Annotated in this window: 26 protein-coding genes; 13 read left to right on the top strand and 13 right to left on the bottom strand. The window is 56.7% G+C overall.

From position 1 onward, the window contains the following. Nucleotides 1-2 precede the first annotated feature (2 nt). Complete coding sequence (locus OQ273_RS10070) at nt 3-662, top strand: tetratricopeptide repeat protein (RefSeq protein ID WP_267990351.1); 660 nt, start codon at nt 3-5, stop codon at nt 660-662. A 4-nt stretch (nt 663-666) separates the two neighbouring features. Here the strand turns inward: OQ273_RS10070 and OQ273_RS10065 are convergent, their stop codons facing one another. From OQ273_RS10065 to gltS, 5 genes are all read right to left on the bottom strand, one after another. Further along, nucleotides 667-972 (bottom strand): hypothetical protein, encoded by a 306-nt coding sequence (locus OQ273_RS10065; protein WP_267990350.1) that lies wholly within the window; start codon nt 970-972, stop codon nt 667-669. A 121-nt stretch (nt 973-1,093) separates the two neighbouring features. Next, complete coding sequence (locus tag OQ273_RS10060) at nt 1,094-1,516, bottom strand: SRPBCC family protein (RefSeq protein WP_267990348.1); 423 nt, start codon at nt 1,514-1,516, stop codon at nt 1,094-1,096. Further along, nucleotides 1,509-1,841: an ArsR/SmtB family transcription factor gene (locus tag OQ273_RS10055; RefSeq protein WP_267990346.1), complete on the bottom strand. Its 333-nt coding sequence runs from the start codon at nt 1,839-1,841 to the stop codon at nt 1,509-1,511. Before OQ273_RS10055 ends, OQ273_RS10060 begins: the two co-directional genes overlap by 8 nt. After that, nucleotides 1,838-2,278 carry a cupin domain-containing protein gene (locus OQ273_RS10050; RefSeq protein ID WP_267990344.1) on the bottom strand — a complete coding sequence of 147 codons (441 nt, stop codon included), beginning with the start codon at nt 2,276-2,278 and terminating at the stop codon, nt 1,838-1,840. The genes OQ273_RS10055 and OQ273_RS10050 overlap by 4 nt, the downstream gene beginning before the upstream one ends. Nucleotides 2,279-2,371: 93 nt before the next feature. Beyond that, entirely contained in the window at nt 2,372-3,595 is a 1,224-nt protein-coding gene (gene gltS / locus OQ273_RS10045) for a sodium/glutamate symporter (RefSeq protein WP_267990342.1), read from the bottom strand. A 243-nt stretch (nt 3,596-3,838) separates the two neighbouring features. Here gltS and OQ273_RS10040 point away from each other — a divergent pair, with 243 nt between their 5' ends. Next, a complete protein-coding gene (locus OQ273_RS10040; RefSeq protein WP_267990341.1) occupies nt 3,839-5,113 on the top strand; it encodes an NAD(P)/FAD-dependent oxidoreductase in 1,275 nt (424 codons plus the stop codon). 15 nt (nt 5,114-5,128) lie between these two features. On the opposite strand, the gene OQ273_RS10035 is transcribed toward OQ273_RS10040, so the two are convergent. Then, complete coding sequence (locus OQ273_RS10035) at nt 5,129-6,058, bottom strand: permease (RefSeq protein ID WP_267990340.1); 930 nt, start codon at nt 6,056-6,058, stop codon at nt 5,129-5,131. A 278-nt stretch (nt 6,059-6,336) separates the two neighbouring features. Further along, nucleotides 6,337-6,993, bottom strand: a complete 657-nt coding sequence (locus OQ273_RS10030; protein ID WP_267990339.1) for a GntR family transcriptional regulator — start codon at nt 6,991-6,993, stop codon at nt 6,337-6,339. 166 nt (nt 6,994-7,159) lie between these two features. Between OQ273_RS10030 and OQ273_RS10025 the strand changes: the two genes are divergently transcribed. Continuing rightward, the gene (locus OQ273_RS10025; protein WP_267990338.1) at nt 7,160-8,500 is read left to right on the top strand and encodes a malonyl-CoA decarboxylase; all 1,341 of its coding nucleotides are present in this window, start codon (nt 7,160-7,162) and stop codon (nt 8,498-8,500) included. Next, a complete protein-coding gene (locus OQ273_RS10020) occupies nt 8,493-10,007 on the top strand; it encodes a malonate--CoA ligase (RefSeq protein WP_267990337.1) in 1,515 nt (504 codons plus the stop codon). The genes OQ273_RS10025 and OQ273_RS10020 overlap by 8 nt, the downstream gene beginning before the upstream one ends. Here the strand turns inward: OQ273_RS10020 and OQ273_RS10015 are convergent. Continuing rightward, nucleotides 9,993-12,020, bottom strand: coding sequence for a S9 family peptidase (locus tag OQ273_RS10015; RefSeq protein ID WP_267990335.1), 2,028 nt, complete (start codon nt 12,018-12,020; stop codon nt 9,993-9,995). The two genes, OQ273_RS10020 and OQ273_RS10015, sit on opposite strands and share 15 nt — an antisense overlap. 205 nt (nt 12,021-12,225) lie before the next feature. Beyond that, complete coding sequence (locus OQ273_RS10010) at nt 12,226-13,494, bottom strand: flavin-dependent oxidoreductase (protein ID WP_267990333.1); 1,269 nt, start codon at nt 13,492-13,494, stop codon at nt 12,226-12,228. 78 nt (nt 13,495-13,572) lie between these two features. Here OQ273_RS10010 and OQ273_RS10005 point away from each other — a divergent pair, with 78 nt between their 5' ends. Next, entirely contained in the window at nt 13,573-14,070 is a 498-nt protein-coding gene (locus OQ273_RS10005) for a MarR family winged helix-turn-helix transcriptional regulator (protein WP_271292104.1), read from the top strand. A gap of 306 nt (nt 14,071-14,376) precedes the next feature. Here the strand turns inward: OQ273_RS10005 and OQ273_RS10000 are convergent, their stop codons facing one another. Together OQ273_RS10000 and OQ273_RS09995 are read right to left on the bottom strand one after the other, a co-directional pair. Then, nucleotides 14,377-15,309 (bottom strand): pirin family protein, encoded by a 933-nt coding sequence (locus OQ273_RS10000; protein WP_267990329.1) that lies wholly within the window; start codon nt 15,307-15,309, stop codon nt 14,377-14,379. A gap of 137 nt (nt 15,310-15,446) precedes the next feature. Next, on the bottom strand, nt 15,447-16,397 hold the full coding sequence (locus tag OQ273_RS09995) for an MBL fold metallo-hydrolase (RefSeq protein WP_267990327.1): 951 nt from the start codon (nt 16,395-16,397) through the stop codon (nt 15,447-15,449). 195 nt (nt 16,398-16,592) lie between these two features. Here OQ273_RS09995 and OQ273_RS09990 point away from each other — a divergent pair, with 195 nt between their 5' ends. Continuing rightward, nucleotides 16,593-17,618 (top strand): agmatine deiminase family protein, encoded by a 1,026-nt coding sequence (locus OQ273_RS09990; RefSeq protein ID WP_267990325.1) that lies wholly within the window; start codon nt 16,593-16,595, stop codon nt 17,616-17,618. Here OQ273_RS09990 and OQ273_RS09985 read toward each other — a convergent pair. After that, the gene (locus OQ273_RS09985) at nt 17,615-17,899 is read right to left on the bottom strand and encodes an aminoacyl-tRNA hydrolase (protein WP_267990323.1); all 285 of its coding nucleotides are present in this window, start codon (nt 17,897-17,899) and stop codon (nt 17,615-17,617) included. The two genes, OQ273_RS09990 and OQ273_RS09985, sit on opposite strands and share 4 nt — an antisense overlap. A gap of 108 nt (nt 17,900-18,007) precedes the next feature. Between OQ273_RS09985 and OQ273_RS09980 the strand changes: the two genes are divergently transcribed. The 7 genes from OQ273_RS09980 to OQ273_RS09950 all read left to right on the top strand — a co-directional run bounded on the left by OQ273_RS09980 (nt 18,008) and on the right by OQ273_RS09950 (nt 24,839). Further along, complete coding sequence (locus tag OQ273_RS09980; RefSeq protein WP_267990322.1) at nt 18,008-18,655, top strand: glutathione S-transferase family protein; 648 nt, start codon at nt 18,008-18,010, stop codon at nt 18,653-18,655. Between the two features lie 115 nt (nt 18,656-18,770). Continuing rightward, on the top strand, nt 18,771-19,085 hold the full coding sequence (locus OQ273_RS09975; RefSeq protein WP_267990321.1) for a DMT family transporter: 315 nt from the start codon (nt 18,771-18,773) through the stop codon (nt 19,083-19,085). Between the two features lie 223 nt (nt 19,086-19,308). Then, entirely contained in the window at nt 19,309-20,901 is a 1,593-nt protein-coding gene (locus OQ273_RS09970; protein ID WP_267990320.1) for an ABC transporter substrate-binding protein, read from the top strand. Nucleotides 20,902-20,952: 51 nt separating this feature from the next. Next, nucleotides 20,953-21,930, top strand: a complete 978-nt coding sequence (locus OQ273_RS09965) for an ABC transporter permease (protein ID WP_267990319.1) — start codon at nt 20,953-20,955, stop codon at nt 21,928-21,930. After that, nucleotides 21,927-22,868, top strand: a complete 942-nt coding sequence (locus tag OQ273_RS09960; RefSeq protein WP_267990317.1) for an ABC transporter permease — start codon at nt 21,927-21,929, stop codon at nt 22,866-22,868. Before OQ273_RS09965 ends, OQ273_RS09960 begins: the two co-directional genes overlap by 4 nt. A gap of 4 nt (nt 22,869-22,872) precedes the next feature. Then, nucleotides 22,873-23,850: an ABC transporter ATP-binding protein gene (locus OQ273_RS09955; protein WP_267990315.1), complete on the top strand. Its 978-nt coding sequence runs from the start codon at nt 22,873-22,875 to the stop codon at nt 23,848-23,850. Next, nucleotides 23,847-24,839, top strand: a complete 993-nt coding sequence (locus OQ273_RS09950; RefSeq protein ID WP_267990313.1) for an ABC transporter ATP-binding protein — start codon at nt 23,847-23,849, stop codon at nt 24,837-24,839. Before OQ273_RS09955 ends, OQ273_RS09950 begins: the two co-directional genes overlap by 4 nt. A gap of 28 nt (nt 24,840-24,867) precedes the next feature. Here the strand turns inward: OQ273_RS09950 and OQ273_RS09945 are convergent, their stop codons facing one another. Further along, a complete protein-coding gene (locus tag OQ273_RS09945; protein WP_267990311.1) occupies nt 24,868-25,764 on the bottom strand; it encodes a cation diffusion facilitator family transporter in 897 nt (298 codons plus the stop codon). Between the last annotated feature and the right edge of the window lie 233 nt (nt 25,765-25,997).

The raw sequence follows: 25,997 nt of genomic DNA, 5'->3' as shown, positions 1-25,997 counted from the left end.
CCATGTATATGCGTATTATCGGGCTTGCACTGTCAGCGGCGTTTCTCTTCGGCTCGCCGGCCACGGCTGCGCCGGACAAATTTGGCCAGGACGTGCCTAAAGCGCTCGAACGCCAAGTGTTGCAGGCGCGGCTGATGCGCCTTCCATATCAGAAGGACAAATATGATCCGGAAAAGTCGGAACAGCTTCTGCTGAAGGTCATCGAGCGCAAACCTGATTATTATCGCGCCTATTTCAATCTCGGTCTGACCTATCATGAATTGGGCGACTATGAGAAATCGGCGGACGCGTTCGATACTGCCCTGCGGATTCGCGAGGAACAGCAGATAGACGATTTCACGCTGATAAACACGGCCGGATGGTCCAGTCTGAAGAACAGTGATTTTCCGCGTGCCGAGCGTTTGCTCTTGCAGGCCGAGAAGCTGACCGAGGGAACAGACACCTATACCGAAGGGGCGGTTCACAGCAATCTCGGAGAGCTCTATTTCCTGACGCAGCGTTTCGACGAGGCGGAGAAACACTTGAAGATCGCGAGCGATCAGTTCGGCTCGAAAGAGGCTGCCTATTATCTCGAACTGATCGACCGGACCCAGAAGGTCATCATTCAGCAGAAGATACAGATTGACCGACGGATGAAACTCAAGTCGACCGGAACGAATTAGGGCTTCACCAACCTGCTGTCTTGAAGTGAACGTCGGCTCCGGTGTTTTGCGGCTGCCCGCCTGCGAAAACGCGCACCCTGGATGCAAAGGCGGCAAAATAGTCGCGGGACTGCAGGGTCTTGAGTGTGTCCTGCGTATCCCAACGGCCCCAGTGAATGCGGGTTTCTCCATCATCCGCAACCGAGACCTGGTAGGTGAATTTGCCGGCGATATCCGCGTCTTTATCAATGGCGGAGATAAAGGTCTGCATTGCATGCCGCCAGGCATCTTCCGGACCTGAATATTTGTAAGTAATCGTTATGCAGTGCATCGGCTCCTCCACTATTTAACTGAATTATTAAATAGCAATTGCGCGGTGCAGAGTCAGGTTCAAGTGCCGACCGAAAACCTCCTGACAGTAATTGTCAGGAGGTCCGCATACCTACCGAAATCTAAAGTGCGTCTGCAGCGCGCAAATCAGAGAGGTGTTTGTCCCATCCGGAATCGAGAGCCCTCATCAGTTCAAATGGCGCTGCGATGTCCGTAAAGCCCGTGTGATGCAGGGTAAGGCGTGTGCCATCCGCGACGTCGTCGAGCAGCCACGTGACGGTGGTCATTGCGCCATCAAGGGGACGAATGGTGAAAGTCCAGACCATTTTTGACGGCTTGTCCATTTCAACGACGGTACCCCAACAAAGCCTGGCCGGTGCGCCGTCATCGGTTTGCCCCATCAAGGCATAGTCCTCGCCCTCTGCAAGATCACGCTCTGCTGGGTGAAACCATTCGGCGAGTTTCTCACTCCTTGTCAGGAAGTCCCAAACCGTCTCTCGCGAAGCAGCAAGAAAAATCGTTTTGATTATCTCGGCATTACTCATCTGAATTCCTTTCATGTTTTTCAACGGCACTTTTCAGATCGAGCATCCGGCTGCCCCAGAAGCGATCAAAGTAGGAAAGCCAATCGGAAACGGGGCGCAGTGCGTCCGCCTCCAGGCGATTGATCCGTTCGCGTCCGTGTGTGTGGACACTGATCAAACGACCTTCCTCCAAAATGGTGAGGTGTTTTTTGACCGCTCCTCGCGTTATGGCGAAATTTTCGGCAACTTCCGCAATGGTCATCTCCCGTTCGCTGAGCTTGATCAGGATCTCCCGCCGCGTTGGGTCGGCCAGCGCCCGAAATGCTCCCTGTATGCCGCCGTTCATGGCTGCACCGGCAGGAAGTCGAAACGTCCGTCCTGATAAAGGAACGTCACGCAGTCCGTGCTGGAGACGCATTTGCTGACATGCGGTAAATCCGCGGGAATCTTGTAGAAGGATCCCGGCGGGAGCCGTGTCTCTTCATTTTTGCCAACACCGGCCTCGGTATGTACCAGCACCCCAGAAACAACGACGCCGTACATAGTGGCGCTTTTGGTGTGCGCAGGGCTGACGAGGCCTGCCGGCAAGCGAACCATGGCCATATAAGCCTCTTCGAATCGGTTGCCGTCGAGCGCGGCAAATCCAACCCCTTCAGCTGTCCTCTCCCAGGCAAATTGATCTGGTGGTGCATTTGTTATGGGCTCGCTTGCAAGTGCAGGCATGGTGCAAGCTGACAATGCGATAAAGCTGGACAGGGCTCTGGTTTGAAACCGGGAATGCATGGCGACCTCCAATGTAATACCTTTTAGTACTATTTAAAATAACACCAAAAGGTATTATGTCAACTTTTGAAGCTGCTGTTTTGAAAGGCGGCGCTAGAGTGTGATGAAAAAACGGATGATCACAGCGTTGGCAAGATCGACGAAGAAGGCCGAAACCATCGGAAGAATGATGAAGGCCAATGGGGCAGGGCCGTATCGTTTGGTCACTGACGACATATTGGCGATGGCTGTCGGCGTTGCCCCAAGCGTAAACCCTGCAAAGCCCGAACTGAGCACCGCTGCCGTATAGTCGCGACCCATGATCTTGAAAAATATGAAAACGATGAACGCGGCTGTTCCGGCAACCTGAAGTACAAGCACACCGATCAAAGGGCCGCCGAGCCCGGCGAGCGACCAAAGCTTCAGGCTCATCAGTGACATGGCGAGAAAGACGGACAGCGAATAGTCGGAGATGACGGCAAGGGCTCGGGTGCGCGCCGGCCAGGGCAGGTCGGGAAAAACAAGCGGAATCGTGTTGGACATGACGATCGCAACAAGCAGGCAGGAAACGAACAACGGTAGTTTCAGCCCCGCTGAAAGGATCGCCTCATTGACACCATAACCGATAATGATCGCGATATAGATGGCAAGGATCGAGCGCATGATGCTGATGTGATTGACTGCTCCGGCTTCTTTGTTGTCGGTCCGGTAAGGCAGGCCGACAATCGGTCCGGCGGATGCCGAGGCTTCCAACTGGTTGCGGTCGATCAGGTGCTTTGCAATCGGTCCGCCAATTAGCGCGGCACAGACAAGACCAAGCGTCGCCGCCGCCACTCCGATTTCAGCCGCAGCGTCAAAACCGGTCATCTCCTGAATGGTCGGCCCCCAGGCAATTGCGGTGCCGTGTCCGCCGATCAGTGATGCGGAACCAAGCAGGACCGCGGCTGGCCTGGGAAGATCAAATGCTGTCGCCCCGACGAGTCCGATTGCATTTTGAAGGACGATGAAAAGCAAAGTGACCGCAAGCAGGATAATCAATATCCGCCCGCCTGAAATCAGGTCCGATACCCGGGCATTAAGCCCGATGGTGACAAAAAAGACGACCAGCAGCTCATCCCGGGTGCTCAGGTCAAAGGTGATTTCGAGATTGAACCAGGAAAAGATAATCCAGGTGACGAGTGCGGCGGTAAGCCCACCGGAGACAGGTTCGGGAATATTATAGTTTTTCAGGAATGACACCCGGCGGGTCAAAAAGGCGCCAAGGAAAAATACGATGATGCCGATCGCGACAGCCGGAAAGTCATCGATATTGTATGTTCTGGTCGCCAGATTATCCAACGGCTCTCTCCTTGCCGGACATTCAACGCAGACCCTTGCCTAAAATGACAGTATTTTGCAAAGCGAAAGGCCCGGAAAGGGTGTGCGATTTTGAACTCAATTACATTCCGTGATCCGGCAAACGAACACAATCCTGATGAAAGGTGCGGAAGAAGTTCGTACCGAGTCATGGGTATTGCGGCGGAAAACGCTTGGTTTTATCGGTTAGTCTGGTGTAGTCGACACAACTAAAGATTTATTTTTATGAGTGTTAAAATTTTGGAGAGCAGTCTTTGGCAGGTAACGACTGCTGAAAAATACACAGGGTCGAGGCTCGAGGGGAGCCTTGCAGCGGATCTGGTAATCATTGGAGGCGGTTTCACTGGCTGCGCGGCGGCGCTGGAGGCATCCGGGCGCGGTCTCGACGTATGCCTGATCGAAGCCGACCGCATTGCCCATGGCGGCTCCGGGCGAAATGTCGGCCTGGTCAATGCGGGCCTGTGGACCCCGCCGGAAAAGGTTGAAAAGAAACTTGGCCGGGAGGTCGGGGCCAAGTTGAATGCACTGCTGGCCGCAGCGCCGGAAACAGTCTTCTCCCTTGTTGATAAACATGACATCCAATGCGAGGCGACGCGGAAAGGCACCTTGCATTGCGCACATTCGCGGGCTGGCATGTCCGATCTGCGCCGCCGTTTTGATCAACTGATTGAGCGGGGCGCGCCTGTCAGGCTTCTCAATCCTCTCGATACCGCCGCCCGCACCGGCACCTCCAGGTATCATGGGGCATTATTTGACAGGCGTGCCGGAACCATCCAGCCATCGGCCTATTGCAACGGGCTCGCGCGAGCAGCAAATCAGGCCGGCGCCCGTATATTTACCGAAACGATTGTAAAGAACGTCGGGCGCAAGGGCGACCGCTGGATCGCGCACACCGATGGTGGTTCGGTTTCGGCACGCGCAATGTTGCTCGCAACCAACGCCTATCATGAGGCCGTCGATGGCGTCGCTCAGCCGGCCTTTGTGCCTGTTCACTACTTTCAGGTGGCAACGGCCCCTATGAAAAACGCCAGTGCCGCCGCCATTTTGCCGGGTCTTGAGGGATGCTGGGATACAGCACCGGTCATGTCATCATTCAGACGGGACGCAGCCGGACGGCTTTTGGTTGGCGCTGTCGGATCCTTGGCCGGCATTGGCGAACGGATCCACCGCAACTGGGCAAGGGCGAAGGTTTTGCAGTTGTTTCCGCATCTGGCAGACCTGCCGATTGAATTTGCATGGCATGGACGTATCGCGATGACGTCCGATCATCTGCCGAAAGTCATGCGACTTGGGCCAAGCGCCTATTCCGTCTTCGGTTATTCAGGACGAGGCATTGCGCCGGGAACTCTGTTTGGGATCCGGCTGGCAGCCGCGATTGCAACGGACAACGAGGATGAGTTACCTGTTCCACCATCCGAAAGGCATTCGGAGACAGCGACCGCGCTGAGAGCAGCCTATTATGAAAGCGGTGCAAGGCTTGCTCATTTTCTGAGGTTCTAGGAAGGGTTTTGTCGCCTAGTGAATGGCCTGGAATATGATCCCCGACACAATGGCTCCGGACAGGCCCAGCGCCAGATAGGTTGCGAAAACTCCGCGATTGACCAGCGACCAGACAGCCGCCATCGCCGGAATTGAACTGACCGCCCCGGCGACCATGAAGGCCATGGCGGCACCGGCTCCCATACCCTGATCCATCAAGCCGGCCAAAAGCGGTGGCGCCACGTAGCCGTTGAGATAGGCCGGCATGCCGACGACCGCCGCCGTTATGATCGAGCCGACGCCGTCGCCGCCGACAGATGCTGCGATTAGCGAAGCCGGCACATAGGTGACCAGAAGCGCTTCCATCACATAGGCAAATGCGAGCCATTTAACGAGGAAGACCCCATTGGCAATGAACTCGGAGCGAAAGACATCACGCCTTTCCGCTTCGTGCCAGAACGTCCAGCGCGGGCTTTGCTCTGCAGGCTTTGGCGCGCTGCAACAAGTGCTGCCCGCCCGTGGCCGTGTCGGATTGGAAAAAAAGCCTGTCGCACGGGCTGCCTTGATGGCAAAGCCCCCGGCAAGCCCGATGAACACTGCAGCAGCAGCCTTGCCGATCGCGAAGGGCCATCCAAGGGCGCTTGCCGTGATGATCAGGGTAGGGGGATCGACCAGCGGAGAGGACAGCCAGAAGGCCATGATGGCCGACAATGGAGCTCCAAAGGCCAGGAGGCCGGCGATGAACGGAATAACCTCGCAGGAACAAAAAGGCGCAAGCCCGCCCACCAGGGCAGCAAAGACGATCATCCGGTTTTCGCGTCCCTCGAAAACACGCGTTGCATAGGCTTCCGCACTCGCCGCCTTCAGCCAGGCGATCATGATGACGGCGATGAGGATGTAGGGCAGCGTGTTTGCAAGAGCTCTCAGGGCGAATACCACGACGGGTATCGCATTTGGCTGATCCAAGATCAGAACGGCGAGAGGAACGGCGACCACCGCGGACCACGGAGAGAGTAACTTTCCGGGCAATAACAAAGGTTTGTGTGTTTCGTCGGTCGAAATGATAGCCACAGTCGGTTTCTCTCGGTCCTGCGAATCTAATAAAACTAATATTCTAGTTATATAGAAATTATTGAGCGGTCAAGCGTGGATAACGCCGGCTGAAAATTTAATAGCCGCGATATTCACATGCCAGGCACTGAAAGCGGGACGAGGTGCATTGGAAAAGATTTGAGCAGGCAGCGTCAGTTCAAACGCTGCAATCCGGACCGGCTGTAGCTTGCCGCCAGATCGTTGAACTTCTCGCCCTGTATGGCTACGTGCTTGCGAAGTGAACGTTCCACCTCAGCCGCATTGCCGGCTTCGAGTGCGGCGATGATAGAGCGGTGCTCGCCCATTGACTGTTTCATGCGCCCGCGCACATGAAGCTGCATTCTGCGAAAGGGCTGCAGGCGTCGCTGCAATTTGCGGGCTTCGGTGGCCAGAAACCCGTTGCCGCTTGCTTCGTAGAGGATCGTGTGAAGCGTTTCATTGGCGTGATAATAGGCATCGGCGTCATCTTCGCCGAGCGCCTGTTCACAGGCAATTGCTGCCTTTTCCAAAGCGGCAAGCTCTTCATCGGAAATGCGTCGCGCGGCGAGCCGGCCGCACAACGCTTCTAGCTCTGCCATGACTTCGAACATTTCCACCAGTCCCACCATGGTGGGATGGCGTACATAGGCGCCGCGGCGGGGCACCAGTTCCAGGAGGCCGGAGGCCGCGAGCATCCGGAACGCTTCGCGCAACGGCGTACGCGAAACACGGAAACGGCGTGCAAGACGCATTTCGTCGAGCCGCTCTCCGTCGGCGAAGGCTCCCGTGATGATCAACTCTTCCAGCTTTTGGCGTACGCTGTCTGCCATCTGTTGATCCATGGTGAATACCCGGCTTGCTCTCGCGGCTCGTTCGATCTGAATTCTTGTATACAAGATGATTGACATGGAATGCAAAATGAATAGCCTCGGTTCATGTTTCCCAGACCGGGCGACGTAATATCTCGCCGGGCTCAAGGCCACCTGGAACTGATTGATGAACCGGTCACGCTTTCTGTCGGATCTATTGTCCACCATCTTCGAGCGCCGATATTCCGCTTCAGCCGATGTCGACAAGCGCCCGATCGAGGAACTTTGCCGGTCTTTGCTCAGCGGGACTGGTGAAGTCACCGGACTCAAACTGGCCCGTGCGGTCGTGTCGCGATACGCACTGCTGGATCGGGACGAGAAGCAGGCGTTTTTTACATTCCTCAACGATGAACTCGACGTCGATACCGACACTGTTGCAGCAGCCGCTGAGAACTACAGCCGAGAGCGTACACCAGAGCACCTCGAAGTACTTGTGCGCACCGCCGAGCCGGTGCGCCAGGAACTGCTGCGCCGTATCAATCAGGCCCCTGGCGCAACGGCGAAACTTGTCGCCATGCGTCTTGACCTTCTTGATATCTTGGACGCAGAGCCCTCATTCGGTCGAACCGATCTGGATTTCGTCCACCTGTTTTCATCCTGGTTCAACAGGGGGTTCCTTGTGCTGCGACGGATCGATTGGGATACGCCTGCCAATATCCTCGAGAAGATCATCCAGTATGAAGCCGTCCACGCCATCGACGACTGGGATGATCTGCGCCGCCGGATCGAACCGCAGGACCGGCACTGTTTTGCCTTTTTCCATCCTGTGATGCCCGACGAGCCGCTGATATTTGTGGAAGTTGCGCTTTCTAAAGGTATTCCGGCCTCGGTTCAGGATGTTCTTGCCGAAGAACGGGACATTCTCGATGAATCGCAGGCAGATACGGCGGTTTTTTATTCCATCTCCAACTGCCAGCGCGGTCTTGGCGGCATCTCCTTCGGCAACTCCCTGATCAAGCAGGTCGTAGAGGATCTGTCTCGCGAACTGCCGCATCTGAAGACATTCGTGACGCTGTCTCCGATCCCCGGATTGAAAGCATGGCTGAAGGAACTGGACGGCGATGAGCCGGACCCAGGTCCCGAAGACATTGTCGGCGCCGTCGAGCGTGCGGCTGACACCGGTGATACGACAGAACTGGAACAGCTTTCGAATGATCTGCGGTATCTTGCAGCCTGGTATCTCATCGAAGAAAAACGCTCAAATGGATTGCCGCGCGATCCGGTCGCACGGTTTCATCTCGGCAATGGAGCGTCCGTCCACGATATCCATGCGCTGGCTGACATCTCGCCGAACGGCCTGAGGCAATCGGGCGGAGTCATGGTGAATTATCTCTACGACCTTTCGCGTGTCGAGCAGAACCACGAGGAGTTTGCTTCCAGACAGGTTGTTGCCCAGTCGCGCGCGGTTCAATCCATTCTGCGGGCCGGTCCGCCCGACAACAAGACACGGAAGACGGTCAATGGCTAACCCGCTCTATGATTCCCTCTTTGCGCCCCATCGTGGCAATTCCGGCACTTTCCTTCACCTGAAAAACGGCAGCGCAATCACATACGAGGCGTTCTTGCTTATGGCCGGAACCTTCGCCAACGCGATCCGTGATGCCGGCCTTGAGCCCGGTGATCGCCTCGCTTTACAGGTCGCAAAATCGCCGCAGGCCTTTGCCGTATACGCTGCCTGCGTAAGCGCTGGTGTCGTCTTCCTGCCGCTCAACACCGCCTACACCCCAGCGGAAATTGAATATTTTCTGCATGATTCCGGTGCGAAGCTGCTTTTGTGCGACGACGGCGCTGCCGGAGCGCTTGCGCCTATCGCTGCCAAAACCGGTGCATCGCTGATGACGCTGAATGCCGATGGAAGTGGAAGCTTTGCTCAGGCTGCGAAAGAAAAATCGGTTGAGTTCGTAACGGTTGAGCGGAGCGGGGACGATCTGGCGGCTCTGCTTTACACATCGGGCACGACCGGTCGCTCGAAGGGCGCAATGCTCACCCAGAATAATCTTTTGTCGAACGCGCAAACCCTGGTGGATTTTTGGCACTTCACCTCAAAAGACGTGCTGCTCCATGCGCTGCCGATCTTTCACACCCATGGCCTGTTTGTGGCCATGAATGTCAGCCTGCTTGCCGGCTGTCAGGTTATCTTCCTGCCCGCCTTCAACGTCGATGATCTGGTGGAACATCTTCCGAAGTCCACGTCGATGATGGGCGTGCCGACATTCTACACGCGCTTGCTGGATGACGGGCGTTTCACCGGAGAACTGGCCTCGCATGTGCGCCTTTTCGTTTCGGGCAGCGCGCCGTTGCTCGCCGAAACGCATATCGCTTTCGAAGGCCGCACGGGACATCGCATTCTCGAGCGTTACGGCATGACCGAGACCAATATGAACACGTCCAATCCGTACGATGGCGAGCGCCGGGCAGGAACCGTTGGTTTTCCGCTGCCAGGTGTCGAACTGCGCGTTGCTGACCCGGAAAGTGGCAAGCCTGTTGCCACCGGCGAAATTGGCGTGATCGAGGTGCGCGGACCGAACGTCTTTGTGGGCTATTGGCAGATGCCTGAAAAGACGAAAGAGGAATTCCGCGATGACGGGTTTTTCATTACGGGCGATCTCGGCCGGGTCGATGAGGACGGCTATGTGCACATTGTCGGCCGCCAGAAGGATTTGATCATCTCCGGCGGCTACAATATCTACCCGAAAGAAATCGAACTCCTGCTTGATGAACAGGACGGCGTCCTGGAATCGGCGGTGATCGGCGTACCGCATCCCGATTTCGGCGAGGGCGTCATCGGCCTTGTTGTGCCGGAACGGGGGCGCGACCTCGCTGCAGAAGAGATCATGGCCGCCATCGATGGACAGATTGCCCGCTTCAAGCAGCCCAAGAGGCTGGTCATTGTCGACGAACTGCCGCGTAACACCATGGGCAAAGTGCAGAAGAACGTGTTGCGCGAAAAGTTCGGTGATCTACTTTCCGGCTGATGCCCTGTGCCGGTCCGTCCATTCCAGGCATGACTGAAGCAGCCTGAGATAAAGCTTCGGTGGGTATTCATCATGGTCCGATCCCGGATATCCAACCAGATGGGCGTCAACGCCGACCCTTTTCAGCGCCCGGTAGAATTCCTGCAACTGCGTGTGGGGAACGTTGTCATCGAGCAGGCCTCCCTGGACCAGTGTCGGAGTTCGCACGTTCTTGACATGAAAAATCGGTGAGCGTTCCAGGAAACGCTGCAGATTGTCCGTAAAGCTGCCGCCCAGATACCAGCTTGTCTGAAAATACCCGTTTGTTCCCTCCAGGCTGATGTAATCCGTTTCGCCTGCGATCGGGCAGGCGGCCTTGAACATATCAGTCTGTGTGATGATCCAGCTTGTCAGCGTGCCGCCATTGCTTTGGCCGATAACAAAAAGCTGTTCGGGATCGACAAGCCCCAGATTGATCGTATGCGCAACGCCGGACATGATGTCCTGGATATCCACAACACCGAACTTGCCGATGAGGTCCTCCCGGAATTTCTTGCCGTACCCAAGTGAGCCCCGATAGTTTATACGCAAGACAAAATAGTCTTTTGCTGAATAAGCCGCCGTCGAGAAAAACTTCATCAGCGGCAGGTACTCGTTAAAGTCTGCGCCATTCGGTCCGCCATGGAGTTGGACGACCAGAGGGTATCTTTGTCCGTCAACGAAGTTCTGCGGATAGGTGAAAATTCCCTCGACCTTTGTATTGTCCAGCGAATGCCATTCAATCAGTTGCGTCTTTCCAATCGGCACATCATAAAACGCGGCGTTGGCGTCGCTTGCTTTCTCCGGCGAAAAGGGCTTGAGGTCGCTGACATATATCTCCGGCGGCTTGTTGTAGGTCTGGCCAATGATGGCGACTTTCTCATTGTCTGAACTGACATCGACAAAGGAGGACACGAGGTAGGTGTTCAGCCCCGGGACATCGAGATCGCTTGGTGAACCGAAAACCCTTTCGGGTGCCCCACCGTCGACCGGCATGCTGAAGAACGAGTAAGTCGCGCGATCATTCTCGACGTAATAGATACTCTTGGAATCTGACGCCCATTGCCACGGAAATGGCAAGCGGCGGTTTGAGCTGGCGAGGCTGATCATGCTTCCGCCATCGGCGGGAACAAGTTTCATATCCCAAAGGAACGACCACTTGAACGCGCCGGGCGCATTAATGAAGACAATCCACTTGCCATCGGGAGAGAACTTCGGAAAATACTTCCACCGGTCATTTTCCGTAGCGATTTTGGTCAGGCTCCCGGTGTCGGTCTCCACAACGGCGAGCTGCGCCTTTGTCCATGCATCAAGCCCCGGATCATCCTGATAGGCAAACACAATTTTCCGGCTGTCGGCGGACCAATCATACGCCCAGCTGCCTGCCCAGTCGCTGACAGTAAAGTCCTGATCTTTTGTCAGATTTATGATCTGCCCACCCGTTCTGGCATCATCCAGCTTGAGTTGCCAAAGGCGGTTCTTGTTAAAGATTTCTGGATCCTGAACATCCGGTGCGTTGAAATCCGGGTCGGTCATGACAAATGCAATGGATTGAGAATCCGGCGCCCATTGAAAACTCGATATGTCGTTTTTCACATCGGTTATCCGCCTGCCTTTTCCGCCCCCGGCGTCAATCATCCAGATATTGTTCACACCGGATTCAGAGGACAGATAGGCGACCGTTTTACCGTCGGCGGACCATTGGGCACTGGAGATGTGTGCAGAGGGGGCCAAAAGCGTGCGGATGTTTTTCCCCGAAAGGTCCGAGACAACGAACTCGGTCAGGTAAATATCGCCATCCAGATCAACGGAGTTTATTCCGTAGAGCAAGCTTTTGTTGTCGGGTGAGAACGACAGGTCCGACAGCCGCTTCACCTGAAGGCTGAGTTCAGGGGTCCATTGACTTTGAGCATTGGCGTGCTGGGTGAGGGGTAACGCAAAGACGAGGACGGCAAATGAGATGCATATGCGTGCGGTGGCTTTGATCTGCTTCATTGTTGCGTTTCCTGTGCTTGCTGCCTGCCGGTGCTCACCGGTGTTGATGTTCGCCGGCGGAAATCTTGGTGCATTCGCGAGCGCACTGCGCCTCAAATTGTCTTTTCCATTGGTGCAAGCACACACGGGTGGGCGAGACGTGCCTGCGGACGTATTGGTATGATTGCACAGCTAAATAAAATCCCGCAATGCGATTTGCCGCGTCTCACACGCGCGCGCCATCCGGAATTGTTACAGGCAGGGCGTTCAACTCATCAACGCTGAAGCCGGCAATCTTCTTGTACTTCTCCGCATGGCTGGCCAACTCGGCATGGCTGGCGACATCCTCGATCCGGTCAAAGGAGCCGCCGCACCGATCTTCGATCATCTGCAGGACCGCATCCGGTCCGCTGCCACGGTTGGTCAGAATGATATTGCGGGTAGCCGGCAATATCTCATCTTCATAGGCCAGCAGCGCCTCGGGCGTTACGCCATGATCAAGAAAGGCACGTCCGATCTTGCGGGCATCGACAATGGCCTGGCTCGCTCCGTTTGAGCCGACGGGGTAGGTGGCATGGGCGGCATCGCCCATCAGCGCAACGGCGCCATCGGTCCATCGTTCGATCGGGTCGCGGTCGACCATTGGATATTCATAGACCGTCTCGGCGCCGGTGATGAGGGCGGGAACATCGATCCAATCAAAGGTCCAGTCGGCAAAGGCGGGCAGGAAATCGCCGATATCGGCTTTGCGGTTCCAGTCCTCCTTGTTCCAGACGGCGTCCGGATCGAAAGTCAGTTCCGCGATCCAGTTCACGGTGACAAGGCCCGATTGCGGATCCGGCTTTGAGATCGGATAGGCGACGAGGCGCTGCGTTGCGTGTCCGATGAGGGCCATGCTGGCCCCGGTCCTGAACGGTTTGGTCTTCGTTGTCGCGCGCCACAGGACCGCGCCCGCCCATTTTGGCGGGCCTTCATCAGGCTCCATCTGAGCCCTGATGGCCGAGTGAATACCGTCCGCACCAACGGCCAGACGTGCCGCTTCTCTGCGTTCGCCGCCGTCTCGCGTCGAAACAAGTCGTAGAACCGCTCCTTCAGACGTATTCTCGAAGCCGACGGCCCGCCAGCCGGTTTCGACACAATCAGGACCTGCCCGTTCGACAAGCTTGCGGTAAAGCAGCATCTGCAGGGCACCGCGGTGAACGGAGTATTGCGGCCAATGATATCCGGCCCATTTTCCGCGGGGCTCGGTCCAGATTTCAAGGCCGGATTTGGAGAAGAAACCGTATTCGCGGGTTGCAACGCCAATGTCGGACAAATCGTCTTCAAGCCCAAGGTCGAAGAGCTCGCGAACCGCATTCGGTTGCAGGTTAATCCCGACACCGAGCGGCTTTAGCTCTTCTGCTGTCTCGAAGACCTTGAAAGGCACCCCGATCTGTTCGCAGGTGAGGGCCAGCGACAACCCGGCAATGCCGGCTCCGGCAATCAAGACCGTCATGGGCTGTTCGGATCTGTGATCCGTCCTTCTGTTGGCTCATCCGTTTGTTGAATTGAAATTAGTTTATGTGATAAACGAATGTCAAATATTGTTTATCCAGTAAACGGACTGAAGCCAAACATGATCGCCACAAAGGACCAGCCCGGTACACAAATCGATCACGGTATGCTCCACGATCTTGTCGGACATCTGCTACGGCACGCGTTCAACAGGGGCCAGGCGACGTTTGCGGAAGTTTTTGACGGCGACGGCATTACATCGCTGCAGTTCATGATCCTGGAACTCATCTCGCGAAATCCCGGTATCTCGCATTCGCGCATCAGCCGTGGCGTGGGTGCTGCCCCGTCGGTTGTCACAACAACCCTCAAACCCTTGCTTGTCGACGGCACGATTGCCGTAACACCATCGACCAGAGACCGGCGTGTTATCTGTTACCATATGACAGAAAGCGGAGAACTCTGGTTCAAGGGTTTGCGGCCGAAGATCGAAGCATGTGAGGACCTTTTCGCCCGCGGGCTCAATCCTGACGAGCGTCAGGAACTGTTACGCCTGTTGCGAATCCTGTCCGACATTTAAATCAGATGTATATCCACTAGCGTGTTCGGGCGGCATTCAGCTTGACTGTGCAACAACGACCTGAGCAACGGGTGGTGGAGCATTGAGCCTGTTTTTGCAGGCGCCTGAAACCGCTTGCGAAGGTTTCCGGGCATGGGGCTCATCACACATCGCCATAGACCTTCACGATCCGCTACGTCGCTGGGGCAAATCACGGCGTGGCCGGATCGTGCAGGAGAGCCGGTGTGATCGCCGCCATGATCACGCCGGTGGGGAGACCGGACGCCGGCGACGGCGTTCGGTCTTGCATGCTTGGAATAATCGAATTCAGGGCAACGGAGTAAACTCGTCCGTATCGCCGGGCGGAAGCTGGAACCGGCCGTGAGCCCAGTCGCCTTGAGCCCAGGCCTCCTTGGCGGCATCGATCTTCTCCTTTGAAGATGCGACGAAGTTCCACCAGATATGGCGCGGTCCATTGAGCGTATCGCCGCCCAGGAGCATGATGCGCGCGCCCATATCACCAGCTTTGACGGTGATCGCGTCACCGGGACGAAAGACCATCATCTTGCCGCTTTCAAAACGGTCTCCGGCAACTTCGATGGATCCCTCAACCACATAGATACCGCGATCTTCATGGTCATCGGGCAAGGGCAGAAGCGCCCCGCCTTCAAGCACGGCATCCGCATAGAACATGTTGGTGAATGTCTTGACCGGCGCGCGCTCGCCCCACGCATTGCCCAGTATCAGGCGTACAGTCTTGCCGTTACCTTCCAGCAACGGCAGGTTTCCCTTGCCATGATGTTCGAATGCGGCATCGGTCTCTTCGGCATCATCCGGCAGTGCAACCCAGGTTTGAATACCGAAAAGGCTGCTTGGGGCTTGCCGTGTCGCCGCGCTGGTGCGCTCCGAATGGGTGATGCCATTGCCCGCGATCATCCAATTGACCTCCCCGGGATAGATCATCTGGTCGGTCCCAAGGGAATCGCGATGATGAAACTCGCCCCGGTAAAGATAGGTCACGGTTGCAAGCCCGATATGCGGATGCGGGCGCACATCGATGCCCTGTCCGGTGATAAACTCCGCAGGACCCATCTGATCGAAGAAGATGAATGGCCCGACCATTTGCCGCCTCGGCGCGGGCAGGGCGCGCCGCACCTCGAACCCGCCGAGATCGCGGGCGCGCGGAACAATAATGGTCTCAATGCTGTCGGCATCGCCTGTTTGTGGGCATTGCGCGTCGAGGGACGGGTTCCAGCTCATCGTCAGTCTCCTTTCGGATCAATATGAGCGTCGCAGGCACGCATTCAACGGCCTCGCCGGTTACGCACCGTCAACAGATTGCCGGATCGGAAGCAAGAGCGGAGGGGCGGAACCGGCCCCTCCGGTCGGTCATTATGTCAGAGTTGCAGTTGGTAGGACGCCGGCACGTAGCGGAAGCCGTTGCCCCGCGTCTCGACATAGCCGAGGGCCGGGAAGGGCATGTGGTAGCCGACAAACGGAATTTTGTCCGTTGCCAACATGCCCAATATCTTGCGGCGTTGCGCTGCCGCGGCTTCCTTGTTCATGTCGAACAGCACCTCCCAGTCGGGGTAGGCAAGCGACCACACATAGTGGTTCGCAAGGTCTGCGGTGAGCAGCATGCTGCTACCTTCGCTTTCGATCATGAAAATGAGATGTCCGGGAGTGTGGCCGAAGGTTTCCATGGCAGTGATGCCGGACACAACCGTGTCACCGTCCTTGATAAACGTCGTCTTTTCCGCAAGCGGCTTTACATTCTTTGCGACGAGCGGGCCGGCGCCTCCCTCAGCGCCTTCGGTCGTCCAGAAATTGTATTCCGTTTCTCCCGTCACATAACGCGCGTTGGGGAATGTCGGTCCTGTGTCCGTCATCAGGCCGCCGATGTGATCGGGATGCATATGGGTAATGACCACGATGTCGATCTGGTCCGGCGTGTAGCCGGCGCTTCCGAGGGCTGCCACGATGCCGCCGTTGTCGCCACCCAATCCGGTGTCAAACAGGACCAGTTCACTGCCGGTATTGATGACGGTCGGCGTGAAGAAGAACCTGGTTTTGTCGGTCGGGATGAAGTTGTCCGATGATACTTTCCCAAATTCTTCCGCCGACACATTCAATCCGAAAATGCCTTTCGGGTTGTCGCGGATCATCGATGCGTCAAGAAGCGTATTGACCTCGAACCCACCGACCTTGAAGCGTGCAAACGGCAGTGGGGCGCTGGTCTGCATCGGCGCCGCCGCCCTGGCTGTACCAGTTGCCGCAAGACTGGCTGCGAGTGGCAGTGCCGCGCCGCCGATGAGCGCCGAACGCCGTGTGATGATGACTTCAGACATACTGTTCCCTTTCAAAATGCTATTATATTGGTTGGCCAGAGCATCCAGATGTGCAGGTAGCGCGGTCACGCCCGGCGGCAAGACCGAGTGCCGCCGGCTTTGCTGAAAGGTGGGCATATGATCACAAGACGCAGTTTGCTTAGAGCGGGCGCCATATCGGCGGCCACACTGTTGTCATCACAAGGAACTGCCGCAATGCAAGGATCTGCCCGGGAGAATGGATATTATTTTCCGGAGGAAGCGCATCCTCACCTGCGCACCTTCATGCAGTGGCCGTCCAACAGAACGGTGCACAGCGATCCGGTGTTTCTGCGCATGTTGCAGGAATCCATCGCAGAGATAGCCAACACAATTTCAGCATTCGAACCGGTTGTCCTTTTGATGGATGCATCGCAGGAAAATGCCGCCCGCCGGTATCTGAGCTCTGACGTGGAAATCTGGCCGATAGCAACAGACGATCTGTGGTGCAGGGATTCAGGTCCTGTATTCCTGACGGACGGCAGGGGTGGTCTGGCCGTAACACAGCTCAATTTCAACGGCTGGGGAAACAAGCAGGTCCACAACAATGATGCGAAGGTTGCCGAACGGGTCGCCGCCCGCCTCGGCCTGCATATCTTTGACAACCCGGTTGTCGGGGAACTTGGCGGCCTGGAAGCTGATGGCGAGGGCACGCTGATCGCCCATGAGAGCAGTTGGGTGAATCCGAACCGGAATTCTGTCAGCCGCCAGAAGGTCGAACACGACCTGCTCCAAGCGCTGGGCGCCGAAAAGATGATCTGGGCGCCGGGTATCGCGGGCGCTGACATCACGGACTATCATATAGATTCCCTTGCCCGCTTCGTCGCTCCGGGGATGATCCTGATTCAGCTGCCGAAAACTCTGGACCCGGACGAACCATGGTCCGCTGCCGCCTTCCAGACCTACGATATCTTGCGTTCCGCTACGGATGCGTCCGGCCGCCATCTCGACATAACGGTTATACCGGAACCCGAACGCACACGTGTCAAATCAGCGGACTTTGTCGCGTCCTATGTCAATTATTATGTCTGCAACGGTGCGATTGTTGCAGCACAGTTCGGCGATGCAGAGACCGACAGCGAGGCCCGGCGTATTCTTGGCCAGCTCTATCCAGACAGGGAGGTCGTCATGCTCGACATCGACCCCATCGGTGAAACGGGTGGCGGGATCCATTGCGCCACGCAGCAGCAGCCACAGGTCTAGTAAAGCGTCAGCCGGCTCGTCAGCCGGTCGATATCTTGCTCTTTTGCCGGTCCCAGGCCGAGGCAGGTCGTGGTCCCGGGGGTAAGCACCGTTCTTCCTGAATCGCGGACGAGTTCGGCCGGCAGGCCGCGAGCGGTCGCTAGAGACAAGAGCTCTTCCAGAATTTCGGTTGAAGGCGTGGCGAGAACGATTTTTGGTATGGCTTGCTCGATCCGGGCCTGACGGTCGGGCAGGGCGGCCACCAAAAGGGCCGCAACAAAGGCATGGGCGACCTGCGGCAAGTTTGCCCGCCGGAAGATCGAGCGATTTATTGACCACGATCACTTGTTTCATGAATCAATCCGGATTGATGACATGCTATGGTCCTGATGAAATCTGGAGCAGAAACAATGCTGACACTTCTGGGCCGCCGAACCTCTTCCAATGTGCAGAAAGTTGCCTGGCTGCTCGCCGAACTTGATATCGAGCATCGCCATATTGAACTTGGCGGCGCGTTCGGTGGCCTCGATACGCCGGAGTTTCGCATGATGAACCCGCATGGGAAAGTGCCGGTTCTCAAAGATGGCGATCTGGTTGTCTGGGAATCGCATGCGATCCTGCATTATCTTGCAGCCGCCTATGGGGCCGGGCGTTTTTGGAGCGAAGACCCCGGTGAGCGATCACAAGTGGATCAATGGGTGGATTGGGCGCAAACGGTTCTGCAGCCGGACTTTCTGCTAGGCGTTTTTTGGGGTTTCTACCGAACGCCGGAAGAACATCGCGACTGCGATGCGATTGACAAGGCCGTGGAACGCTGTGCGTCCCACTTCAAACTAGTTGACAGACTACTTGAGGAAAAAGACTGGCTGCTCGCACCGGAGCCGACGCTCGCAGACATTGTGATCGGGACGCATCTGTACCGGTATTTCGAATTGGAGATTCAAAGACCGGAGATTTTGAACGTGCGCAAATGGTACGACCGGCTCCAGCAACGCGAAACCTATCGCCAGCATGTGATGGTCCCGTTCGACGAGCTTTACGGGCGACTGTCCTTCTAGCCGCCGCCCTTATTGAAATCGATCAGGCCAATGACCAGATAAGGATGATGCGGACGGCCGCATGTTCCCGAAAAGACGGATAAGGACGACCTTGTCGACCGTAAAGGAGACAGGCATGTCCTGGATATTGTTGCTGCTCGCGGGCCTTCTGGAAGTCGGATGGGCCGTGGGTCTGAAATTCACCAACGGCTTCCGCCTGCCGGTTCCGACAGTACTGACCGTGAGCGCTATGGCCGCCAGTGTCTTTTTGCTCGGACTTTCATTGAAATACCTGCCGCTGGGTACGGCATATCCGATCTGGACGGGAATTGGCGCGATCGGGACCGTCGCCGTCGGTATGGTCCTTTTCGGCGAGCCGGTGACGGCGATACGTCTGGCTTGTATCGGCCTGATCGTTCTGGGCATCGTTGGTCTAAAGCTGGCGACCTGAAAAAAGCGCGGCGGGCGTCGTTACCGGCGCCCGATTGCGGCGTTCGCTAAGTCGTTTATTGGAAAATGTCCGTAAGGACCGATAATTCCTAAGAAAATTTCGTGCGGCAATACGTATTCACGATACGTGACAATTCATCTGGATTTCATTGAAGCTTCGTGTCTATACTCCCGGCAAGGTCCGCAATGGGTAATGCGGATCACCAAAAAACTGGGAGTTTTTCATGTCACTTCGTAGAAGCTTACTAGGGGCAACGCTTCTTACAAGCCTGTTCGCAACACAGGCCTTTGCTGAGAACACATTTAAATTCGCGTTTCAGGGGACCTTGAAGTCTCTTGACCCTTATTCATTGAATGAAACATTTACTTTGGGCACCCTCAACAACGTCTATGAGGGGCTTACCAGACGCGGAGCCGACCTTCAGATCATGCCGGCGCTTGCCGAAAGATGGGAAGTCATCGAGCCGACCCGTTGGCGTTTCCACTTGCGCAAAGGCGTAAAGTTCCACAACGGCAACGACTTCACTGCAGCAGATGTGGTGTTCTCTGCGGACCGGGTTCGCTCTGAGGGGTCTGACCTCAAGACCCGTATCCCTGCAGATGCCAAGTTCGAAATCGTGGACGATCACACGGTCGATGTCGTCCTGACGTCGCCAAATCCGATCCTTCATTTTGAATGGGATACATGGGGCATCGTCGACAAGGAATGGTCTGAGGCAAACGACTCCGTACGCGTAACATCGGCCTCCGATCAGTCCGCGACGACGATCTCGCTTCAGGCCAATGGAACCGGACCGTTCAAGATTGAAAGCCACGATGCCGGCGTGAAGACCACGTTCACGTCCAATGCTGACTGGTGGGATGCAGCCAACAAGAACTACAATGTCGACACGGTTGAGTTTTCGACAATTTCATCGGATGCCACCCGCGTAGCCGCGCTGCTTTCCGGTGAGATGGATATGGTTTATCCGATCCCCGTCCAGGACATCAAACGGGTCAACGACAACGGCGCGACTTCCGCCCTGACAGGACCGGAACTGCGTACAATCTTCCTTGGCATGGACCAGAGGCGTGACGAGTTGCTCTATTCCGATGTGAAGGGCAAGAACCCGTTCAAGGACCAGCGTGTCCGTGAAGCGTTCTATCACGCGATCGACATCGAAGCGATCAAGGCAAAGGTCATGCGCGATCTGTCGACCCCGTCGGCGATCATGATTTCGCCGTTCATGTTCGACAACGCCGCGAAGATCTCGCGTCTGGACTACGATCCGGATGCCGCCAAGGCACTGCTGAAAGAAGCCGGTTACGAAAACGGCTTTGAGGTCGGCATGGACTGCCCGAATGACCGCTACGTCAACGATGAAGCGATCTGTCAGGCCGTTGTCGCCATGCTTGCCAGGATCGGCGTCAAGGTGAACCTGAATGCCCAGCCGAAAGCGCAATATTTCGCCAAGGTTCTGGCGTCCGGCGGTTTTGACACCTCATTCTACCTGCTGGGTTGGACCCCGGGCTCGTTCGACTCCTGGAATGTCTTGAGCAACTTGATCGGGTGCCGGGATGACGCAGGCAATGGCGGCATGTTCAACCTCGGTGGCTATTGCAATGAGGACGTAGACGCCCTGACAGCGCAGGTTCTCGTCGAGAACGATCCCGACAAGCGCCTCGACCTTATCACGCAAGCCTACCAGATTGTTGCCGGTGAATCGGGTTACATCCCGCTGCATCAGCAGGGTCTCGCGTGGGGTGTTTCCGATGGGTTTAAAGTGACCCAGCGCGCTGACAACACGCTTATGCTCTATCACGTCAACAAAAATTAAAGAGCTTTCTTCGGGCCCCGTCCTCAGGACGGGGCCCAAGACTATTTTCACATGCTTGCTTTTGTAATTCGACGTCTTGTTCAGTCGGTGGTGGTGATGCTGGTTGTCAGCCTCATCGCCTTTGTTATGTTTCGTTTTATCGGGGATCCGGTGGACCAGATGGTCGGCCTGGAGACGACGCTTGAGGAGCGCGCTCAGCTGCGTGAGCAACTCGGCCTCAACGATCCGCTACCCGTCCAGTTCTGGCATTTTGTCTCCAAAGCCGCTCAGGGGAACCTTGGAATTTCGTACCAGTTCAAGCGCCCGGTCGCGCAGATGATCGGCGAGCGATTGCCTGCAACGCTGGAACTGTCTTTTGTTTCTGCTGTTTTTGCGCTGGTCGCCGGCATACCGATGGGTGTGTATACGGCACTTCGCCGCGAGAGCTGGCTGTCGAAAATGTTTCTCACGGTCTCGCTTGTGGGCATATCCTTGCCCACCTTCCTGATTGGCATATTGCTGATATTCATATTCTCAGTGAACCTTCAATGGTTGCCGAGTTTCGGACGCGGGCAGGTGGTGGATCTTGGCTGGTGGACGACTGGGTTCCTGACGGCGTCCGGTCTTAAGGCGCTGATCCTGCCTTCGATTACGCTTGGTCTTTTCCAGATGACATTGATCATGCGGCTGGTCCGCTCTGAGATGCTTGAAGTGCTCAGGACCGACTACATCAAGTTTGCCCGGGCGAGGGGGCTGAAAAACCGCGCCGTGCATTTCGGGCACGCTCTCAAGAACACGATGGTCCCGGTCATTACCATCACCGGACTTCAACTGGGTTCGATCATTGCCTTTGCCATCATTACCGAAACGGTATTCCAGTGGCCGGGCATGGGGCTGCTGTTCCTCCAGGCCGTGCAAAATGTGGATATACCGATCATGGCGGCGTATCTGCTGCTGATCGCCTTCCTGTTTGTCGTGATCAACCTGATCGTCGACCTGCTCTATGTCGTGGTCGATCCGCGCATTCGCATCGGGGGGGCTGAAGCATGAGCGTTCAATCGCAAGACGCCCAGCGCCCCGGTTTCTGGACGCGCATCACCGATTCAGACATCTGGTATTCCTTTAAAAGATCGAAGATCACCATTGTTGCTGCAATCGTCACGCTGATCATATTTCTCAGCGCGCTCTTCGCACCACTGATTGCGCCGCACGATCCGTTCGACCTGGCAACGCTTTCGCTTCTTGATTCACTCACCCCGCCGGCCTGGGAAGAAGGCGGTGACCCGCGGTTCCTGCTGGGTACGGATGACCAGGGGCGCGGCATTTTGTCGACTATCCTTTACGGATCGCGCATATCGCTTGCGGTTGGATTTGCCTCGGTGGTTTTCGCGGCCGTTCTCGGCATCTCGCTGGGCCTGCTGGCGGGCTATGCCGGAGGCAGGACCGATTCCATCATCATGCGGATCGCCGACATACAACTGACCTTTCCGGCCATCCTGATTGCCCTGTTGATCGATGGATCGGTGCGCGGCGCGCTTGGCGGCATTGATCGCGAACAGTCAGCCTTTTACGTGCTTGTTGTGTCGATCGGTCTTTCGTTCTGGGTGCAATATGCACGCACGGTGCGCTCCTCTACGCTGGTTGAGAAGAACAAGGAGTATGTGCAGGCTGCGCGGCTGATCGGCCTGCATCCCATCAAGATCATGGCCCGTCATGTTCTGCCGAATGTAATGGGTCCGGTTCTGGTGATTGCAACGATCAATCTGGCGCTTGCCATTATCACCGAGGCGACCTTGTCCTTCCTTGGCGTCGGCATACCGCCGACCCAGCCGTCGCTCGGAACGATGATCCGTATCGGAAATGATTTCCTGTTTTCGGGTGAGTGGTGGATCACCATATTCCCCGGCATCACGCTTGCTGTACTGGTCCTTGCCGTCAACCTTTTGGGCGACTGGTTGCGCGATGCGCTTAACCCGCGGTTGAGGTGATCCGATGAGTGATGCTGTTCTCTCAATTCGCGATCTTGTCGTCGAGTTCCCCACACGGAAAGGCGTGCTGACGGCTGTCGACCGGGTGAGCTTTGAAATTGGCCGCGGCGAAGTTCTGGGTGTCGTCGGCGAGTCCGGCGCCGGTAAGTCCATGACCGGGTCGGCTATCATTGGCCTGATCGAGCCGCCTGGCCATATTGCCGGCGGGTCGATCCATCTGGCCGGTGAGCGTATCGACAATCTTTCGCCCGATGCGATGCGCAAGGTAAGGGGCCGGCGCATCGGCATGGTCTTCCAGGACCCGCTGACGTCGCTCAATCCGCTCTACACGATTGCGGAGCAACTCATTGAGACTATAAAGACCCATCTTGATCTCAATGAGCGCGAGGCCCGCGACCGCGCCATCGGCCTGCTTGACGAGGTTGGAATCCCCGCAGCAAAGCGGCGGATTGACGATTATCCGCACCAGTTCTCAGGCGGTATGCGCCAGCGCGTTGTCATCGCGTTGGCCCTGTGTGCCGAACCGGAACTGGTGATCGCCGACGAGCCGACAACGGCGCTCGATGTGTCCGTCCAGTCGCAGATTATCGATGTTCTGAAGCGCATGTGTTCGGAGCATGGCACTTCGGTCATGCTGATCACGCACGACATGGGTGTGATTGCCGAGGCTGCCGATCGTGTTGCCGTGCTTTATGCCGGGCGTGTCGCGGAAATCGGCCCTGTCAAGGATGTGATCCAGGATGCCCGTCACCCCTATACGGAAGGGTTGATGGGATCGATCCCGACGCTGCTTCACGATTCAGAACGGTTGACGCAAATTCCCGGATCGATGCCGCGGCTGACGGATATTCCGCCCGGATGCGCCTTCAGCCCAAGGTGTCCGAAGGCCTTCGATCGTTGCTTTGTCGACCAGCCTCCATGTCTGAAACACGAGGGCCGCGATATCGCCTGCCTGCTCTATGGCGAAGGAGACCGGCCATGACTGAAGCTCTGGTCAGTGTCGAGAATCTGAGCCGCGTGTTTGACGTGTCCAAACCATGGCTCAACCGCGTGCTCGAACGCGATGAAAAGAAATTTCTTGTTGCCGTTAATGATGTGACCTTCGAGATTCGCCGCGGAGAAACCTTTGCACTCGTTGGCGAATCGGGATCGGGCAAGTCAACAATCGCCAAACTGATCGTGGGCCTGCTTAACCCGAGCGATGGGCAGATCAGATTTGACGGCAAAAGCGTCGCCACGCAGAGCAGCGCGTCCATGCGCCAGCTCAGAAGCCGGTTCCAGATGATCTTTCAGGACCCCTTTGCAAGCCTCAATCCGCGCTGGCGCGTCAAGGACATCATAGCCGAGCCGATCCGCACGTTCGGCCTGAACGGCGAGACCGTGCGCTGGGAAAAACGCGTCGACGAACTGCTGGAAACCGTTGGTCTGTCCAGCGGCGACGGCGCCAAGTTTCCGCACGAGTTCTCAGGCGGGCAGCGCCAGCGTATCGCGATCGCGCGGGCGCTCTCGGCAAAACCCGAATTCATCGTGTGCGATGAGCCGACGTCGGCGCTCGATGTGTCGGTGCAGGCACAAATCCTCAATCTGATGCGTGATCTTCAGGACGAATTCGGCCTGACATATCTTTTTATCAGCCATGACCTTTCGGTTGTCCGGCATATGGCGACCCGCATCGGTGTGCTGTATCTGGGGCGGCTGGTCGAGGTCGCGGAAGGCAAGACCTTGTTCCGGGACCCGCAGCATCCCTATACACGCATGCTGCTCGACTCGGTTCCCGATCTGGAAATGACCGGGCGCGCCCGTAAGATGGTGGAAGGCGAAATTCCAAACCCCATCGATCCTCCGTCCGGCTGTGCTTTCCATCCGCGCTGTTCACTGGCCAATGACCGCTGCCGTACCGAGATGCCTGAACTTCAGCCCTACGGTTCAACGGAAGCAGCCTGTTTCGCGGTCGAAGAAGGGCGTGCCTGATGAAGGTCATTGCCGCTCGATTGCGAGCCTAGCCGATCGCAATTCCGTCCCGGGTGCTTTCATCGTCAGGCTCGACATGAATGGTGACATTCGCACCCGGTATGGCCGCCTGCAGGGCGTCCTCGACACGGTTGCAGATGGTATGTGAATCGGCAACGCTCATTTTGCCGTCAACAACCAGATGGAATTCGATGAACGACACGTGGCCGGCGCCGCGCGTCTTGATGTCGTGAACCTCGATCGCGCCGGATGCCGTCTTCAGAATGGTTTGACGGATGCGGTCAGTTTTCTCATCGTCCAGGGCACCGTCCATAAGTCCGTCTACCGAAGAAACTGTGACCCGCCAGCCCTCAAGCAGAACATTCACTCCCACGGCCATCGCAATCAGCGAATCCAAAAAAATCCAGCCTGTTGCGAGCACCAGGATAAGGCCGATGATGACGCTCGCCGATGTCACCACGTCGACAAGAATGTGACGACCGTCGGCGGCAAGGGCCGGAGAGCGCGATTTTCGTCCTTCCGATATCAGGAGCCACGCCCACAAACCGTTGATACCGGCGGCGACGGCGTTGACCGCCATGCCGGCCAGCGGCGCTTGCAGATCATGCGGATCAAGCAGCGCCGACACGGCCTCGGAGAATATCAGGATCGCCGCGAGCACGATGAGCACACCGGCAACGACGGCTGAAAAATATTCGGCTTTATAGTGCCCGAACGGGTGTCCCTTGTCGGCGGGACGATGGCTGATGCGAATGGCCACCCACGCCATGAGAGCCGTCACCACATTGATTACCGACTCCACCGCATCCGAATAAAGCGCGACAGACCCGGTGATCCACCATGCTGTAGTCTTCAGGCACAGAACCACACAGGCGATGACAATGGACCAGCCGGCTAGGCGGGCGATTGTGTTTTTGGCGCTCATGGCGACCCTTCATGCCAACACGGGGCAAGCTCATGGTCGGTCTGTCACATTTATTGTGGTCCTTGCAACCGGCAATGCCGTACATGAAGCAGTATTTTGTCAGACCGCCTGCATTGGTCGGCGGCGAATTCGCAGACCGGTTGTTAAGGATCAGAGGCTATTCTCAGTAGCCGGCTTGTACGTTTATCTCTCCGTTTTGGGGTATGGGTAAGCATCTGCGAACGAAGATTGGG

This window comes from Hoeflea prorocentri, from assembly GCF_027944115.1.
Taxonomy (GTDB): domain Bacteria; phylum Pseudomonadota; class Alphaproteobacteria; order Rhizobiales; family Rhizobiaceae; genus Hoeflea_A; species Hoeflea_A prorocentri.
Note: the sequence above shows the minus strand (reverse complement) of the source record. Positions and strands in the feature narration are given on the sequence as shown.

What these genes read in the sequence shown, in the direction of transcription:
- OQ273_RS10065 (WP_267990350.1), bottom strand. Translation starts at nt 972, where the DNA reads ATGCACTGCATAACGATTACTTACAAATATTCAGGTCCGGAAGATGCC.
- OQ273_RS09975 (WP_267990321.1), top strand. Translation starts at nt 18,771, where the DNA reads ATGTCCTGGATATTGTTGCTGCTCGCGGGCCTTCTGGAAGTCGGATGG.
- OQ273_RS10025 (WP_267990338.1), top strand. Translation starts at nt 7,160, where the DNA reads ATGAACCGGTCACGCTTTCTGTCGGATCTATTGTCCACCATCTTCGAG.
- OQ273_RS10070 (WP_267990351.1), top strand. Translation starts at nt 3, where the DNA reads ATGTATATGCGTATTATCGGGCTTGCACTGTCAGCGGCGTTTCTCTTC.
- OQ273_RS10010 (WP_267990333.1), bottom strand. Translation starts at nt 13,494, where the DNA reads ATGACGGTCTTGATTGCCGGAGCCGGCATTGCCGGGTTGTCGCTGGCC.
- OQ273_RS09950 (WP_267990313.1), top strand. Translation starts at nt 23,847, where the DNA reads ATGACTGAAGCTCTGGTCAGTGTCGAGAATCTGAGCCGCGTGTTTGAC.
- OQ273_RS09945 (WP_267990311.1), bottom strand. Translation starts at nt 25,764, where the DNA reads ATGAGCGCCAAAAACACAATCGCCCGCCTAGCCGGCTGGTCCATTGTC.
- OQ273_RS09970 (WP_267990320.1), top strand. Translation starts at nt 19,309, where the DNA reads ATGTCACTTCGTAGAAGCTTACTAGGGGCAACGCTTCTTACAAGCCTG.
- OQ273_RS10050 (WP_267990344.1), bottom strand. Translation starts at nt 2,278, where the DNA reads ATGCATTCCCGGTTTCAAACCAGAGCCCTGTCCAGCTTTATCGCATTG.
- OQ273_RS09955 (WP_267990315.1), top strand. Translation starts at nt 22,873, where the DNA reads ATGAGTGATGCTGTTCTCTCAATTCGCGATCTTGTCGTCGAGTTCCCC.
- OQ273_RS10060 (WP_267990348.1), bottom strand. Translation starts at nt 1,516, where the DNA reads ATGAGTAATGCCGAGATAATCAAAACGATTTTTCTTGCTGCTTCGCGA.
- OQ273_RS09990 (WP_267990325.1), top strand. Translation starts at nt 16,593, where the DNA reads ATGCAAGGATCTGCCCGGGAGAATGGATATTATTTTCCGGAGGAAGCG.
- OQ273_RS10005 (WP_271292104.1), top strand. Translation starts at nt 13,573, where the DNA reads ATGTCAAATATTGTTTATCCAGTAAACGGACTGAAGCCAAACATGATC.
- OQ273_RS09980 (WP_267990322.1), top strand. Translation starts at nt 18,008, where the DNA reads ATGCTGACACTTCTGGGCCGCCGAACCTCTTCCAATGTGCAGAAAGTT.
- OQ273_RS10020 (WP_267990337.1), top strand. Translation starts at nt 8,493, where the DNA reads ATGGCTAACCCGCTCTATGATTCCCTCTTTGCGCCCCATCGTGGCAAT.
- OQ273_RS10030 (WP_267990339.1), bottom strand. Translation starts at nt 6,993, where the DNA reads ATGGCAGACAGCGTACGCCAAAAGCTGGAAGAGTTGATCATCACGGGA.
- OQ273_RS09960 (WP_267990317.1), top strand. Translation starts at nt 21,927, where the DNA reads ATGAGCGTTCAATCGCAAGACGCCCAGCGCCCCGGTTTCTGGACGCGC.
- OQ273_RS09995 (WP_267990327.1), bottom strand. Translation starts at nt 16,397, where the DNA reads ATGTCTGAAGTCATCATCACACGGCGTTCGGCGCTCATCGGCGGCGCG.
- OQ273_RS09965 (WP_267990319.1), top strand. Translation starts at nt 20,953, where the DNA reads ATGCTTGCTTTTGTAATTCGACGTCTTGTTCAGTCGGTGGTGGTGATG.
- OQ273_RS10000 (WP_267990329.1), bottom strand. Translation starts at nt 15,309, where the DNA reads ATGAGCTGGAACCCGTCCCTCGACGCGCAATGCCCACAAACAGGCGAT.
- OQ273_RS10015 (WP_267990335.1), bottom strand. Translation starts at nt 12,020, where the DNA reads ATGAAGCAGATCAAAGCCACCGCACGCATATGCATCTCATTTGCCGTC.
- OQ273_RS10040 (WP_267990341.1), top strand. Translation starts at nt 3,839, where the DNA reads ATGAGTGTTAAAATTTTGGAGAGCAGTCTTTGGCAGGTAACGACTGCT.
- OQ273_RS10055 (WP_267990346.1), bottom strand. Translation starts at nt 1,841, where the DNA reads ATGAACGGCGGCATACAGGGAGCATTTCGGGCGCTGGCCGACCCAACG.